The organism is Paraburkholderia sp. FT54 (genome assembly GCF_031585635.1).
Classification (GTDB): domain Bacteria; phylum Pseudomonadota; class Gammaproteobacteria; order Burkholderiales; family Burkholderiaceae; genus Paraburkholderia.
Genome location: NZ_CP134196.1, coordinates 503,611 through 517,134, shown reverse-complemented (window position 1 = coordinate 517,134; position 13,524 = coordinate 503,611). Strand labels below are relative to the sequence as shown.

Genomic DNA, 13,524 nt, shown 5'->3' with positions numbered 1-13,524 from the left:
CTCCGTTGATCTTGGTGAGCACCTGCGTGATCACATTATTGACGCGCTTCTTCGTCGATCACCGACCGATGGCGCGTCTCGGGCATCAGCACGTACGTGAGCAGCGACACCGCCGCGCACGCGCTGACGTAGTAGAAGAACCACGATTCGTGGCCCGCGTGCTTGAAGCGCAAAGCAAGATATTCCGTGGTGCCGCCCATCACCGACGACACGATCGCAAACGGCAGGCCGACGCCGAGCGCGCGAACCCTCGCAGGGAACAGCTCCGATTTGACGAGCCAGTGAATCGACGAAAAGCCGCTGAGAATGCCGAGCGCCGCGAGGTTTAGTGCAAACGCGGTGAGAGCGCTATGGGTCGTGCCGAGCGCATGCATCAGCGGCACGGTCAGGAACGTGCCGCCTACACCGAAGATCATCATGACCGGCCGTCGTCCGAGCAGATCGGACAATAGGCCGAAGAGCGGCTGGAAGCCCATGTAGATCACCAGCGCCGCCGTTGCGATCAGCGTCGCCGTATCGCGGCTGAAGCCGGTCGTGTTGACCATGAACTTCTGCAGATAGATCGTGAATGTGTAGAACGCGACCGTGCCGCCGATGCTGATGCCGATCGTCCACAGCGTCTGACGCCGGTGCTGGATCAGCAGCACCAGCAGACTGCCCCGCTGCGTCTGCATGTCGGCATTGGCGCCGCCCTCGCGTTCGAACGCATCAGTCTCCGCAATGCCGCGCCGCAGATACAGCGCAAAGACGGCCAGCGCGCCGCCGATCGCAAACGGAATACGCCAGCCCCACTGCTCGAGTTGAGTGGGCGTCAGCACGAGCCGTTGCAGCACGAGCATCAGCGCGAGCGCCAACAGTTGCCCCATCACCACTGTCACCTGCACAAAGCCGACGAAGAAACCGCGCCGGCCCGTGGGCGCCATTTCGCTCAGATAGGTCGCGCTCGTGCCCGCTTCGCCGCCCATGCTGAAACCTTGCAGCAGACGCGCGCAAACCAGCACCGCGGGCGCGGCCACGCCAATCGACGCATACGTCGGCGTCAAGGCGATGATCAGCGAGCCGACGCTCATCATCGCCACCGATATGCTCAACGCCACGCGCCGCCCGTGCCGGTCAGCGAGCGCGCCGATCGCCCAACTGCCGAGCGGCCGCACGACATAGCCAATCGCCGCGACGGCCGCCGCGTTCAGCAGTTGCGCGGTCTGATTGCCGCCCGGGAAAAAAGCCTTGCTGAAGTAGATCGAGAAGATCGAATACGCAAGGAAGTCATACCATTCGATGACGTTGCCCGCGCTGCCGCCAATAATCGACCGCAACCGCTCGCGCCGCGCGGCGGGCGTAGCGGACAACGGGAGGGTGTGCGCGGTGGCGGCCACGATGGCTCCTCAGGCAGCGCTCGCGAGGAGCCGCGCGAGTTCGCTCGCGTCCGGCTGATCTTCGGCGTGCATCACCCAGTCGACGATGCGCGCGATCTGCCGCGCGTCGATCCGATGCGCGGCGAGCTTTCTCATCTTGCCGACGATATCCGCTTCACTCGCGAAGGCATGTTCGCTGCCGCGCTGCGCCTCGACCGTTTCTTCCAGCCGCGTGCCGTCGCGCAACAGCACCTCGACCCGCACCATATGCCGCAGCATCGAACCGCGCGCCGTGATCGCAGGGTCCTCGACCACCTGCACGCGTTCGGCCAACGCCATGCGCTGCGGGTCCGCGACTTTGTCCTCGCTGAACTGGTCGACGAACACGTCGCCTTCCAGCAGCAGCGTTGCGACGCAATACGACAGGTTCAGTTGCGCGGAAGTCAGCCCCTGGGGCACGTATTTCCAGCCCACGTGATCGACCGTGACGCGCGAACCGTGCACGACGATCCGCTCGATATCGTCCGCGCCGAACGGATGACGCGCCTGCATCGCGCGGATCGCATCGAGTGTGGTGTGATTGCTGCCCACGCACGAGTAGAACTTGAGCGCGATGCGCATCGTCTCGAAGCGCTCGCCGAAGCCGTCCACGAGTTGCGTCAGATCGAAGCGGTCCGACGAACGCGAGAACGTGCTGCAAAATCCGCCGTACGGATTTTCAAACACGTCGACGATGCCGGTGAAACCGTTTTGCGCCAGCAACGCGCCGTACAAGCCGCTTTGCGCGGCGCGGCCCGCGTGCATGCGTTTGACCATCGCGCCGAACTGCGCGGCCATCAGCCCCGCCGACTGCGTGCCGCCGATGCCGAGCGCGTGCACCGTCTGTTCCACGTCGAGTCGCAGCGCGGCTGCCGCGCCCGCCGCAGCCGAAAATACGCCGACCGTCGCGCCGGAATGCCAGCCTTGCGCGATGTGCTCCGGTCCCATGCACATGCCCACGCGCGGACCGACCTCATAGCCCGCCACGCAGGCACGCAGGAATTCGCGGCCTGACATCGGCGCGTCGGCAGATAGCAGTTCGGCGACCGCGAGCACGGCCGGCAAGGTCACCGCCCCGACGTGCAGCACGCCGACGCGATGCACGTCGTCGAGTTCGAAACTCTGGATCAAGGTGCCGTTGACGAGCGCCGCGTGCGGCGCGGACAAACGCAACGGCATGCCCCACACGTGGCAACCCGGCGTGCTGTCGACGCGCTGCAAGGTATCCGCAAGAATGCGGCTCCATGGCAACCCGGCGCCGAAAATGGCGCAGCCCAGCGAATCGAGGATCAGCAGTTTGATGCGCGCGCGCACCTCGTCCGGTATCGCTTCATACCGCAAGCCCGCAACGAATGCGGCCACGCCGCCGGTATAAGGGTTTGTGCCTACGTCGGTATGCTGGTTCATCGTTTTGGCCGCCGTGTTGGATGCAAGCGCGCGAATCAGGTTGCACGGAAATGTCGTGCGCTCAGTATCCGCAGCCAGGACGTGTTTGTGAATTGCACGCGACGTGATTATTATTGCGTCACATGCAAGAGTCAGCGGGGTGCAGATGAACCGTTTTCCGGGTGTCGATCTCGACGCATTGCGGGCTTTCGTCGCGGTCGCGTCGCACGCCTCGTTCAACGATGCGGCGATCGAACTGAACCTGTCCGCTTCCGCTTTGACGCGACGCATCAAACGACTCGAGGAAGCGCTCGACGCCACGCTGTTCGAACGCACCACGCGCACCGTCGCCCTCACCAGTGCCGGCGAATTGCTGTTGCCGCGCGCGCAGGGTGTGTTGCGTGAACTCGATGCATCGCTCGAACTCGTGAGCGAAGCGACACGTATCCGCACTGGTCAATTAACGATCGCGTGCATTCCAACGGTCGCCAAATTCATGCTGCCGAAAATCGTCGGCAGTTATCACAAGCGGCGTCCCGAAGTACGGCTCAGGCTGATCGAGGCTAACCTCGCGACGGTCGTGCAACGTGTCGCGATCGGCGAGGCGGAGTTTGGCATTGCGTTTCTCGTGAACGAATCGCCTGAGCTTGCCATCGACGAACTGCTTGTCGATCCGTACGTGCTGGCATGTCCCGCGGATCATCCGCTCGCCGCGAGTGAACATGTGACGTGGCCGGAGTTGCGGCCATGGCCGCTGATCGTCTCGGGCACGTCGAGCGGAAACCGGCGCATGCTCGACGCCGCGCTCAGGGATATCGACTGGCGCCCCGACCGGCTGATCGAGATCGAGCATCTGACCACGTCATTGGGGCTCGTTGAAGCGGGGCTCGGCATCTCCATCATTCCGCGTTGCGCGGCGCCACGCGATGCGCACGCGCGCATCGCGATCCGGCCACTGGTGGATCCGACAGTCGCACGAACCATCGGTCTGATTCGCCGGCGCGATGCCGCGCTTTCGTCGATCGCACGCGACTTTCGTCTCGCGCTGCGCAGAATGGCGCCATTCGATTCGTCGATCCTGCACGAACCTGCCTGACGGTATCGAGGACGCCCCGGCATCCCTGGTTGATAGTCAGGTCGAGCCGCCGCAGCGGGATCTACCGCTGCGACGGGAACGGACTGATTTCACCAGCGTCCGTTTTTATATTTATATGAACGCCGCGCCGACACTTTTTTGTCGGCGCGTTTTGCCGCTAGACGGCTTATGCGGACAGCTTTTGCATCTCGGCGAAGAGATCGGCTTTGCCTTCGAAGCCGATGCCGGGCAGATCGGGCATCGTGATGAAGCCGTTTTCCACCTTCACGCCGTCGGGGAAGCCACCGTAAGGCTGGAACAGGTCCGGATAGGATTCGTTACCGCCCAGGCCAAGTCCGGCCGCGATGTTCAGCGACATCTGATGGCCGCCGTGCGGAACGCAGCGGCTCGGCGACCAGCCGTGCTGATGCAGCATGTCGAGCGTGCGCAGGTACTCGACGAGGCCGTAGCTCAGTGCGCAGTCGAACTGCAGCCAGTCGCGGTCCGGACGCATGCCGCCATAGCGGATCAGGTTGCGGGCGTCCTGCATCGAGAACAGATCCTCACCCGTCGCCATCGGCTTGTCGTAGTAGTTGCGCAGCGTCGCCTGCAATTCGAAGTCGAGCGGGTCGCCCGGCTCTTCGTACCAGAACAGGTCGTATTGCGACAACGCCTTCGCGTACTGGATCGCCGTGTCGAGGTCGAAGCGGCCATTGGCGTCGACCGCGAGTTTCTGTCCATCGCCCAGCACGCTCAGGATCGAGTCGATGCGGCGCAGATCTTCATCGAGCGAAGCGCCGCCGATCTTCTTCTTCACGACCGTATAGCCGCGGTCGAGATAGCTGCGCATTTCGTCTTTCAGCTTCCCGTGGTCCTGGCCCGGGTAGTAATAACCGCCCGCCGCGTATACGAAAACCTTGCGGTCGGGCTGGCCATTGCCGTAACGGTCGGCCAGCAGCTGGAACAGCGGCTTGCCTTCGATCTTCGCCACCGCGTCCCAGATCGCCATGTCGATCGTACCGATCGCGACCGAGCGCTCGCCGTGGCCGCCCGGCTTTTCGTTCGTGAACATGGTCGCCCAGATCTTGTGCGGATCGAGGTTGTCGCCCGCATCGTTCACGAGCGTGGCGGGGTCGGCTTCGAGAATGCGCGGAATGAAGCGCTCGCGCATCAGCTTGCCCTGGCCGTAGCGGCCGTTGGAATTGAAGCCGTAACCCACCACCGGTTTGCCGTCCCGGATGACATCCGTCACCACGGCGACGAGACTCAGCGTCATCTTGCGGAAGTCAATGTAGGCATTACGGATGGGGGAACTGATCGGAACGGTCTTTTCGCGGATTTCAACGATTCTCACGACGGTATCTCCTGAGTTTGAGCACGTATCGCATGCGTCTGGCTGCAATGGAAACTAGCTTATCCGCGAAACGAGGGATTAGAATTCGCTTAGATTCATTTAATTTTTTACTTTAGGTGAACAACCAACGTGTCAACTGATTCGGCATCCGATTTCGAGTTTTTCATCCTCGTCGCCAGACTCAAAAGCTTGTCGGGGGCGGCTCGGGCGCTCGATCTCACCCCACCGGCCGCGACCAAACGCCTGGGGCTAATGGAACAAAAACTCGGGGCGCGGCTAGTCAACAGGACAACGCGGAGTGTCAGCCTGACTCCTGAGGGCGAGACTTACCTGCGCTACGCGACACAGATCGTCGGCCAAGTCCGGCAGATGGAGGATGAGATATCCGGGGCTCGTTCCGATCCTCAAGGACTGTTGCGTGTCAATGCGACACTCGGCTTTGGGCGCACGACCATCGCGCCGCTTGTGTCCGAATTCGCGAAGCGCTTTCCCAATGTGGAGATCCAGTTTGAAGTAACCGACCGGCCCATCGACCTGGTCGAGGAAGCGTTCGATATGGCAATCCGCTTTGGAACGCTCCCCGACAGCCGGCTCAGCGCCCGGCGCATCATGAGCAATCGGCGTTTTCTTTGCGCCTCGCCGAAATACCTTGAACGATTTGGGACACCGGAGCGCGTGGAGGATCTGGTTCGGCATCGCTGCATCGTTCATCGCCAGAACGACGATGCCTATGGCGTGTGGCGGTATATGCAGGGGGACCACACTGAAGCGCTGAAGGTCAAAGGCGCGCTTTCAAGCAACGATGGCGATATTGTGCTGAAGTGGGCGCTCGACGGACATGGGATTCTGATTCGTTCAGAATGGGATCTGGCGAAGTACGTTCAAAGCGGGCGGCTAAAACTGGTTTTGCCCGATACGGTGCTGCCGTCGGCCGACCTGTTTGTCTACTATCCCAGCCACCGGAACCAGACGGCACGCGCCCGGGCATTCATCGATTTTCTGATCGACCATTTTCAGGCTCCGTTCATTCCGGTTGAAACTGGCGCTGTGCTTTACGACCAAAAAAAGAGAGCGGGCCGCAAGGCGTGAGTCATCTGTCCAGCCAACTGTCTCAACGACCAGCACGCGAAGCCTGCGGCGCCGCTTCCAGAATGCCCTTGAGTCGCGAAACCGCCGTATCGGATTCCGATTGAATCCGCGCGCGCAGCACAAGCCAGTTGAATAGCGCGAACCACAACGACGGCGCGCGATAAGTGAAGTCACGCTCGAAGCGAGTTCCGCCCGCAGTCGATGTCAGCGAATAAGTGACGGTGCCAGCCGGTTTGCCATCAATCTTTCCTTCTATCGTCCACCTGGCCGGAGGCTCCCGTTCAGCGACCGTCCACACAACGCGGCCGCGCCTGCCCGCTACACGGAATTCCTCCGTCACCTGCTCGCCCAGATTGAGTGGATGGTCGACCGAGCCGCTGACCGCGAGCGATGACGGATGCCAGGCTGGCCAGTGAGCCGGCGTCGTGACATAGTCGAACACGGCTGTGGCGGGGCGTTGAATCGACGCAACCGTAACGATGCGCGTGTCGAGCCCGAGCCGCTGCGGCAATGGGATAAAGAGCAACGCAATGGCGACAAGCAGGGCCGATATGGCCGTGACTAACCGTGTACGGTTTCTCATATCGCTTGTTATATCGCGTTAGGAGCCACAGAGTCGCTGAGGTCGAACGCTATGTGCTCCCAAACACATCCCACCGCTTCAATGATGAGTATCAGGCGCTGAGCCGTTTTGCAGTACAAGCTGAGATCCAATCAGTGCGCGTAGCGGTGAAACGAATCGGTCTGTCCCAATGATCACGTGGAACAGGTCCTCGGTGAACACGCGGTTTCCGAAAAACCAGGTATGGGATTGGAAGCCCAGAAATGGCGGCTGGTAAGGTTGATCTGTCTTTTGCATGGCTTTCGATGATGCAAGACTCTGGTAGTAGTCTGAACAGTCAACGTTCACAGCCTTTTGCGGAATACCGTCTGGCAGGCCGATCCGACCGACGCGCGGCGCAATGCCAACTCGCTTCACATTCGAAATGTCGAGGGCCAGGTCGTAACGGTTCGAGTAATTTGTCAACCGTACACAGTGACGGTAGACGGATGCAAAACCAGGATCACTTGCAGTCATGCTATCCGCGGAAACGTCCCCGGCAATGAATACGAGTTGGCTCACGAGCCAGCTCTGATTCGGCAAGGCTGTATTGTCCGCGTCGCAAAACGCCTCACGAACAACATAGGCCCCCGTCGAGTGCGCAATGACATGAATGTTGACCGGACAGGTGGGCGTCTGCTTTGCAGAAAGCAACTTGATACCCGCATCGACGAGTGCCAACGCCGTAGCTACTGCGCGGTGTCGATCTTCCCAATAGGCCAGCGCCTTGTTATCGCTGGGCCAATCGAAAGAGACAACGGTTCCTCGATATCCGAAACTTCTCAGGTCTCTCTTTATTCTGCGATGTCTCTCAAGAATCTCGCCTTCATCCACGTTGTAACCATGGACGAAAAACAGGATATCCCCTCGCTGTTCATCTCCGTTCTTCCAGGATCCATCTGCAATGACACGCTGACACCAGTCATCGGGATCGTCCAATGGCGTACCGTCTTCTATATTCTTATCGCCGTCAATGATCAGATACGACGGTTTCCCGACTTCCGGATGAAATGCTCCCGCTTCGTCCCTCGCACGCACAGTCAGCACATAGTCGACGTCAGCCACTGCACTAGCCTGCGCAGCCCTCTTTTTCGCGGCCATGATCTCTCTCTTTTGTCGATGTTTTTTGAAGCTGATCCAGGAAACATTGCACTGTGCTTACGACCCGTATGTTCGGTAGCTAACTGATAGTCATACTATTGTGTTTAGGATTCGCTTACTGAGGATTTGCCACTCAATCTACTTAAGCCTTTTCAAACCAATCTCCACAGTGGCAATGCCGTCGACGACGGCTGACGCTGCGCGTTCTGAAGTCCACCGCCATTTCACCTCACCTGAGCACGCAGCATCTGCTCCGCGCCCATGTTGAACAGCGCTGAACCGGCCAGGTTCTGGCCGCCATCGCAAACGACTACACAGCCGGAAATGTAGGAAGCGAGCGGCGAAGCGAGAAACACCGCGCTCTGGCCAATGTCGTCCACCGTGCCCATGCGCCGCAGCGGAATGGCGTTGACGAAGTCTTCGTGTCGCTCCGCGCTCCACAGCCGCTTCATGCCTTCGGTTCCCTCGATGGGTCCGGGGACGATGCTATTCGTGCGAATACCATAGCGCCCCCACTCCAGCGCCAGGTTTCTCATCAACATATCGATGCCCGCCTTGGCGGCGCCCACATGCACCTGGAAGGCGTGCGGCATGTACGCCATGCCCGCGGAAATATAGATGATGACGCCCTGCGTCTCCTTCAACTGCTCGAAGGCCGCTCGTGACGCGTTGAAGGCTCCAAGCAGATCGATGTCGATAACCGTCTTGAAGCCGTTCGGGGAGAGCTTCTCCGCCGGGACCAGAAAATTGCCGGCTGCGCCGCAGACCAGCACGTCCATGGGACCCAGTTCCGCTCTGCTCATGGCGAAAGCCGCCTCCAGCGCGGCGAAATCGCGCACGTCGGCAACGATGGGGCAGACCGTGGCGCCGAGTGCGCGCAGTTCCGTTGCAGCCGTGTCCAGCTTTTCCTGGGTGCGGCCGCAGATGGCGACTTGGGCGCCCAAGGCCGCGAAGTTCTTCGCCACGCCGAGATTGATGCCGCTGCTGCCGCCTGTGACGAAAACGGTCTTGCCGGCGAACAGGTCGTTCGCCAGGTATCGAGTGACCAGCATGTTTCTCTCCTGGTTGTACGCCCTTGCACCGAAGAGGGCATCACTGAACAATTCAGCTAGAACCGATATCCGATCCCCACGAAACCGATCCACGGATTGGCGGTAATACGCGTCCTGTTGGTCAGCACGGTTTGTCCGTTGGCCGCGACGGCAGTGATGGTCGCGTTCGTCTTGAGCGGCATATACGTCACGGATGCCGTGGCGTACCAGTTCTTGCTTAAGTTATAGGAGACGCCCGCGTTGAATGCAGGATTCCACGACGGGCTCAGCGATGCCTTGACGTCCCCTCCTGGCCCCGCGACCGTGTGCAACGCACCATTGAATGTCGGATTGAGCTGGACCGACGTATACCACGTGTAGTTGACACCCACGCCGAGGAAGGGACGCACTTTCGCCTGCGCCGCGCCAAAGTAGTACTTGAGGAACAGAATTGGCGGCCACGCTCTGGTCGTCGCGAGCGGTTGCAGATTGCCCAGCCCGAGGGACGGACCGCCGGGGCCGAACGGCGTCACCGTGCCCTGGGCGTAGAGCTTGAGCTTTGGCGGCACGCCGGTAGCCAGATCGATCGCGATGTTGTCCGTGATGAAATAGGTGAACGCCGTCTCGACCGTCCAGGTATTGTGTATCTGGCCAGTCGTCCCTGATGAGGTAAAGGTGCCGGCCGCCGAAGTGCTTTGCAATGGCGTTGCCGACGACATGCCATAGTCGATCCATGTGGCGCCGCCTGTCGCAATGAAACTGCCCGCACTCTGGGCCAGTGCGCCGGCGCACATTACCCCCGTCAACAAGGGCAGATACCTGACTTTCTTCACCTTTTCCTCCATTTTATATTTTGCATGACGAACTGATATGGACTTGTTGTTCTGTCGACTCGTTTGAAAACCCGGCTCAGAATTGTTCGACAGCGATGTCCGTCGCGCTGGACGCGCCTGAGCGGATCATCTCCAGATGCGAGTTCGCTTTGGGCAGTATCTTGTCGGCGTAGAACCGTACCGTTGCGAGCTTCGCCTCGTGGAAGTCCGGATCTTCGCCCGCAGCGCTTTTTTTCGACGCGGCCAGCGCGGCGCGCGCCATCTGCCATCCACCGCACACATAGCCGGTGAGCATCAGATAGTCGAACGAACTGGCCAATGCTTCGTCCACGTCTTTCGCCAGGGCTCGAAGCATCCACGCGGTGGCCTCCTCCAGCGCCTGCACGCCGGCGGCCACCGCGGTTCCGACCGGAACAAGGCGCGTATCCGCGCTTCGGTCCAGTTCAGCCGTTAGCTGGCGCATCTGCGCAATCAGCTCAGCCATTGCCGCCCCCTGGTCCATGGCAAGCTTGCGGCCCACAAGGTCCGCTGCCTGGATGCCCGTCGTGCCCTCGTAGATCGTTGAAATGCGGGCGTCGCGCAGGTACTGGCACGCGCCGGTCTCTTCGATGAAGCCCATTCCGCCGTGCACCTGCACGCCGAGCGACGCGATCTCCTGACCCACTTCAGTGCACCAGCCCTTCAGCACCGGTATCAGCAGATCGACACGGGTCTGATAGCGGTTGCGTTCCGTCGCGTCGGGATGCCGGTGCGCGTAGTCCGCGTTCGCCGCCATCACGTAGGCGAACCCTCGCATCGCCTCCACCTGAGCCTTCATGGTCAGCAACATGCGCCGCACGTCCGGATGCTGAATGATCGCCACGGCAGTGCTCGACTTGCTTGCGGCCGGCTTGCCCTGAATCCGCTCTTTCGCGTATTCACGCGCCTGTTGATACGCGCGCTCGGCCATCGCGAGTCCTTGAATGCCGACCTTCTGGCGGGCCTCGTTCATCATCGTGAACATATGCGCGAGTCCCTTGTTTTCCTGGCCGACCAGATAGCCGATCGCGCCGTCCTGATCGCCGAAACTCATCACGCAGGTCGGACTCGCGTGAATGCCGAGCTTATGTTCGAGAGACACACAGTGAACATCGTTGCGTTGTCCCAACGAGCCGTCGGCGTTCACGAGGAACTTGGGCACCAGAAAAAGTGAAATGCCGCGCACGCCTTCGGGCGCGTCGGGCGTGCGCGCCAGCACGAGATGGATGACGTTGCCGGTCATGTCATGGTCGCCCCACGTGATGAAGATCTTCTGGCCATACAGGCGGTAGTGATCTCTCTCAGGAACGGCTTTCGCACGAACGGCCGCAAGGTCCGAACCGGCTTGCGATTCGGTCAGGTTCATCGTGCCGGTCCACTCGCCGCCAATGAGGTTCGGCAAGTAGCCGGCCTTGAGTTCCTGTGAGCCGTGCAGTCGCAATGCCTCGGTGGCGCCCGCCGTCAACAGCGGGCACAGGGCGAACGACATGTTGGCGGAATTCCACATCTCCACGGTTGCCGCATGCAGCAGTTCCGGCAGACCCTGGCCGCCGTAGTCAGGATCGCCACTGAGCCCGTTCCAGCCTCCTTCGACGAATTGCTGATAGGCCGCCCCGAAGCCGTCTGCCGCGATGACGCCATCGCGGCTCAGGCGCGCGCCCTGCTCGTCGCCGGTCTTATTGAGCGGCGCAAGCACTTCCGTGGCGAACTTTGCGGCCTCCTCGAGCACGGCGCCGGCGAGTTCCGGCGTCGCGTCCTCACAGCCCGGTAGCGACGATAAAGCGTCGAGCCCGGCCAACTCGTTCATCACGAAATGCATGTCGCGCAATGGCGCAATATAGGTGGTCATCATTGACTCCTGGAATCAGTTCTGTTGCTGCTTGTCCAGTTCACGCGACAACTCCGGCAGCACCTTGAAGAGGTCGCCGACGAGGCCGTAGTCCGCAATCTGGAAGATGGGTGCTTCTTCGTCCTTGTTGATCGCCACGATCACCTTCGAGTCCTTCATGCCGGCCAGATGCTGGATCGCACCCGATATGCCCACCGCGATGTAAAGCTGCGGGGCGATGACCTTGCCGGTCTGGCCCACCTGGTAGTCGTTGGGAACGAAGCCGGCATCCACCGCGGCACGGGATGCGCCGACTGCCGCGCCGAGCCGGTCGGCGATCTCGTCGAGAAGCGCGAAGCTCTCACTGGAACCCATGCCCCGACCGCCTGAGATGACGCGCTGCGCGGAGGTGAGTTCAGGACGCTCGGAACGGGTCAACTGCTGACTCACGAAGCGGGAAGCCGAAACCTCCGCGGCCGGCGCGAGCGCTTCGATCACCGCGGCGCCACCTTCGGCCGGCGCCGCGGCGAAGGCCGTGGTTCGAACCGTCAGGACCTTGATGCGATCCGCGCTTCGCACCGTGGCCAGCACGTTCCCCGCGTAGATGGGGCGCACGAACGTATCCGCCGACTCCACCGCCACGATCTCCGAGACCTGCGCGACGTCGAGCAGGGCTGCCACGCGCGGTATCACGTTCTTCGCGGACGTGGTGGCCGGCGCGAACAGATGGCTGTAACCGGGAGCCAATCCGACAATGAGCGTGGCGAGGTTCTCCGCCAACGCGTGTTCGTATTGCGCGGCGTCAGCCACGCGCACGCGGGCCACGCCTGCGATGCCGGCCGCCTGTTCGGCGACTCTGCCGCATTGAGATCCAGCCACGAGCACATGGATTTCGTCGCCGAGGCCGGCGGCGGCAGTGACGGCGCTCAGAGTCGCCGCCTTGAGCGTTTGATTGTCATGTTCTGCAATAACGAGTACGGACATGTTCATCTCCTCTTGTCTCTAGATCACACGCGCGACGTTCTTCAGCTTGTCCACCAGCTCGGCGGCGTCGGCGACGCGGATACCCGCCTCGCGTTTCGCGGGCTCCGCCAGCTTGAGCGTCGTCAGCCTCGGCGTGACGTCGATACCGAGGGCATCGGGCGTCACGACATCGAGCGGTTTTTTCTTCGCCTTCATGATGTTGGGCAGCGTTGCGTAACGCGGCGTGTTGAGCCGGAGATCGGCGGTGATCACGGCAGGCAGGTCGACCTCGATCGTTTCGAGGCCGCCGTCGATCTCGCGCGTCACCGTCGCCTTCCCGGCTTCCACGACCACCTTCGATGCGAACGTCGCCTGCGGCAAGCCAAGCAGCGCGGCGAGCATCTGGCCGACCTGGTTGGCGTCGTCGTCGATGGCCTGTTTGCCGAGCATCACCAGTTGCGGCTGCTCCTTGTCGACCAGCGCCTTCAGCAGCTTGGCCACGGCGAGCGGCTGCAGTTCGGCCTCGGTCTCGACGAGGATGGCGCGGTCGGCGCCGATCGCCATCGCGGTGCGCAGCGTTTCCTGGCACGCCTGCACGCCGCAGGAGACCACGACCACCTCCGTGGCTGCACCGGCCTCTTTCAGACGCACGGCCTCCTCCACGGCGATCTCGTCGAACGGGTTCATCGACAGCTTCACGTTGGCGATGTCGACGGCGCTGCCGTCGGCCTTCACACGAACCCTCACATTGGCGTCGACGACGCGCTTGACAGGCACAAGTACTTTCATTGCCTACTCCTTGTTGGCAAAAACGTTCCACCCGACCGGCGACGAGCCGCTCGATTCAGGTG

Annotated in this window: 12 protein-coding genes; 2 read left to right on the top strand and 10 right to left on the bottom strand. The window is 61.5% G+C overall.

Annotated elements, in window-relative coordinates; all coding sequences use genetic code 11:
- Positions 1-35: 35 nt before the first annotated feature.
- Positions 36-1,376 (bottom strand): MFS transporter, encoded by a 1,341-nt coding sequence (locus RI103_RS21835; protein WP_310817555.1) that lies wholly within the window; start codon positions 1,374-1,376, stop codon positions 36-38.
- 9 nt (positions 1,377-1,385) lie between these two features.
- Positions 1,386-2,801: an MmgE/PrpD family protein gene (locus RI103_RS21830; protein WP_310817554.1), complete on the bottom strand. Its 1,416-nt coding sequence runs from the start codon at positions 2,799-2,801 to the stop codon at positions 1,386-1,388.
- Between the two features lie 145 nt (positions 2,802-2,946).
- On the opposite strand from RI103_RS21830, the gene RI103_RS21825 reads away from it, so the two are divergent.
- Positions 2,947-3,876, top strand: a complete 930-nt coding sequence (locus RI103_RS21825) for a LysR family transcriptional regulator (RefSeq protein ID WP_310817553.1) — start codon at positions 2,947-2,949, stop codon at positions 3,874-3,876.
- Positions 3,877-4,042: 166 nt separating this feature from the next.
- Here RI103_RS21825 and RI103_RS21820 read toward each other — a convergent pair whose 3' ends face one another.
- The gene (locus tag RI103_RS21820) at positions 4,043-5,209 is read right to left on the bottom strand and encodes a mandelate racemase/muconate lactonizing enzyme family protein (protein ID WP_310817551.1); all 1,167 of its coding nucleotides are present in this window, start codon (positions 5,207-5,209) and stop codon (positions 4,043-4,045) included.
- 129 nt (positions 5,210-5,338) lie between these two features.
- On the opposite strand from RI103_RS21820, the gene RI103_RS21815 reads away from it, so the two are divergent.
- A complete protein-coding gene (locus RI103_RS21815; RefSeq protein WP_310817550.1) occupies positions 5,339-6,298 on the top strand; it encodes a LysR family transcriptional regulator in 960 nt (319 codons plus the stop codon).
- 22 nt (positions 6,299-6,320) lie between these two features.
- Here the strand turns inward: RI103_RS21815 and RI103_RS21810 are convergent, their stop codons facing one another.
- From RI103_RS21810 to RI103_RS21780, 7 genes are all read right to left on the bottom strand, one after another.
- Positions 6,321-6,881, bottom strand: a complete 561-nt coding sequence (locus RI103_RS21810) for an SRPBCC family protein (protein WP_310817548.1) — start codon at positions 6,879-6,881, stop codon at positions 6,321-6,323.
- A 78-nt stretch (positions 6,882-6,959) separates the two neighbouring features.
- Positions 6,960-8,000 carry an alpha/beta hydrolase gene (locus RI103_RS21805; RefSeq protein WP_310817546.1) on the bottom strand — a complete coding sequence of 347 codons (1,041 nt, stop codon included), beginning with the start codon at positions 7,998-8,000 and terminating at the stop codon, positions 6,960-6,962.
- Between the two features lie 224 nt (positions 8,001-8,224).
- Entirely contained in the window at positions 8,225-9,052 is an 828-nt protein-coding gene (locus RI103_RS21800) for an SDR family oxidoreductase (RefSeq protein WP_310817545.1), read from the bottom strand.
- A gap of 56 nt (positions 9,053-9,108) precedes the next feature.
- Positions 9,109-9,876: an OmpW family outer membrane protein gene (locus tag RI103_RS21795; RefSeq protein WP_310817544.1), complete on the bottom strand. Its 768-nt coding sequence runs from the start codon at positions 9,874-9,876 to the stop codon at positions 9,109-9,111.
- 64 nt (positions 9,877-9,940) lie between these two features.
- Entirely contained in the window at positions 9,941-11,731 is a 1,791-nt protein-coding gene (locus RI103_RS21790; protein ID WP_310818535.1) for an acyl-CoA dehydrogenase C-terminal domain-containing protein, read from the bottom strand.
- Between the two features lie 15 nt (positions 11,732-11,746).
- Positions 11,747-12,694 (bottom strand): FAD-binding protein, encoded by a 948-nt coding sequence (locus tag RI103_RS21785; RefSeq protein ID WP_310817543.1) that lies wholly within the window; start codon positions 12,692-12,694, stop codon positions 11,747-11,749.
- A gap of 18 nt (positions 12,695-12,712) precedes the next feature.
- Positions 12,713-13,462, bottom strand: coding sequence for an electron transfer flavoprotein subunit beta/FixA family protein (locus RI103_RS21780; RefSeq protein ID WP_310817541.1), 750 nt, complete (start codon positions 13,460-13,462; stop codon positions 12,713-12,715).
- Between the last annotated feature and the right edge of the window lie 62 nt (positions 13,463-13,524).

What these genes read in the sequence shown, in the direction of transcription:
- RI103_RS21830 (WP_310817554.1), bottom strand. Translation starts at nt 2,801, where the DNA reads ATGAACCAGCATACCGACGTAGGCACAAACCCTTATACCGGCGGCGTG.
- RI103_RS21825 (WP_310817553.1), top strand. Translation starts at nt 2,947, where the DNA reads ATGAACCGTTTTCCGGGTGTCGATCTCGACGCATTGCGGGCTTTCGTC.
- RI103_RS21810 (WP_310817548.1), bottom strand. Translation starts at nt 6,881, where the DNA reads ATGAGAAACCGTACACGGTTAGTCACGGCCATATCGGCCCTGCTTGTC.
- RI103_RS21805 (WP_310817546.1), bottom strand. Translation starts at nt 8,000, where the DNA reads ATGGCCGCGAAAAAGAGGGCTGCGCAGGCTAGTGCAGTGGCTGACGTC.
- RI103_RS21800 (WP_310817545.1), bottom strand. Translation starts at nt 9,052, where the DNA reads ATGCTGGTCACTCGATACCTGGCGAACGACCTGTTCGCCGGCAAGACC.
- RI103_RS21795 (WP_310817544.1), bottom strand. Translation starts at nt 9,876, where the DNA reads ATGGAGGAAAAGGTGAAGAAAGTCAGGTATCTGCCCTTGTTGACGGGG.
- RI103_RS21790 (WP_310818535.1), bottom strand. Translation starts at nt 11,731, where the DNA reads ATGACCACCTATATTGCGCCATTGCGCGACATGCATTTCGTGATGAAC.
- RI103_RS21785 (WP_310817543.1), bottom strand. Translation starts at nt 12,694, where the DNA reads ATGTCCGTACTCGTTATTGCAGAACATGACAATCAAACGCTCAAGGCG.
- RI103_RS21780 (WP_310817541.1), bottom strand. Translation starts at nt 13,462, where the DNA reads ATGAAAGTACTTGTGCCTGTCAAGCGCGTCGTCGACGCCAATGTGAGG.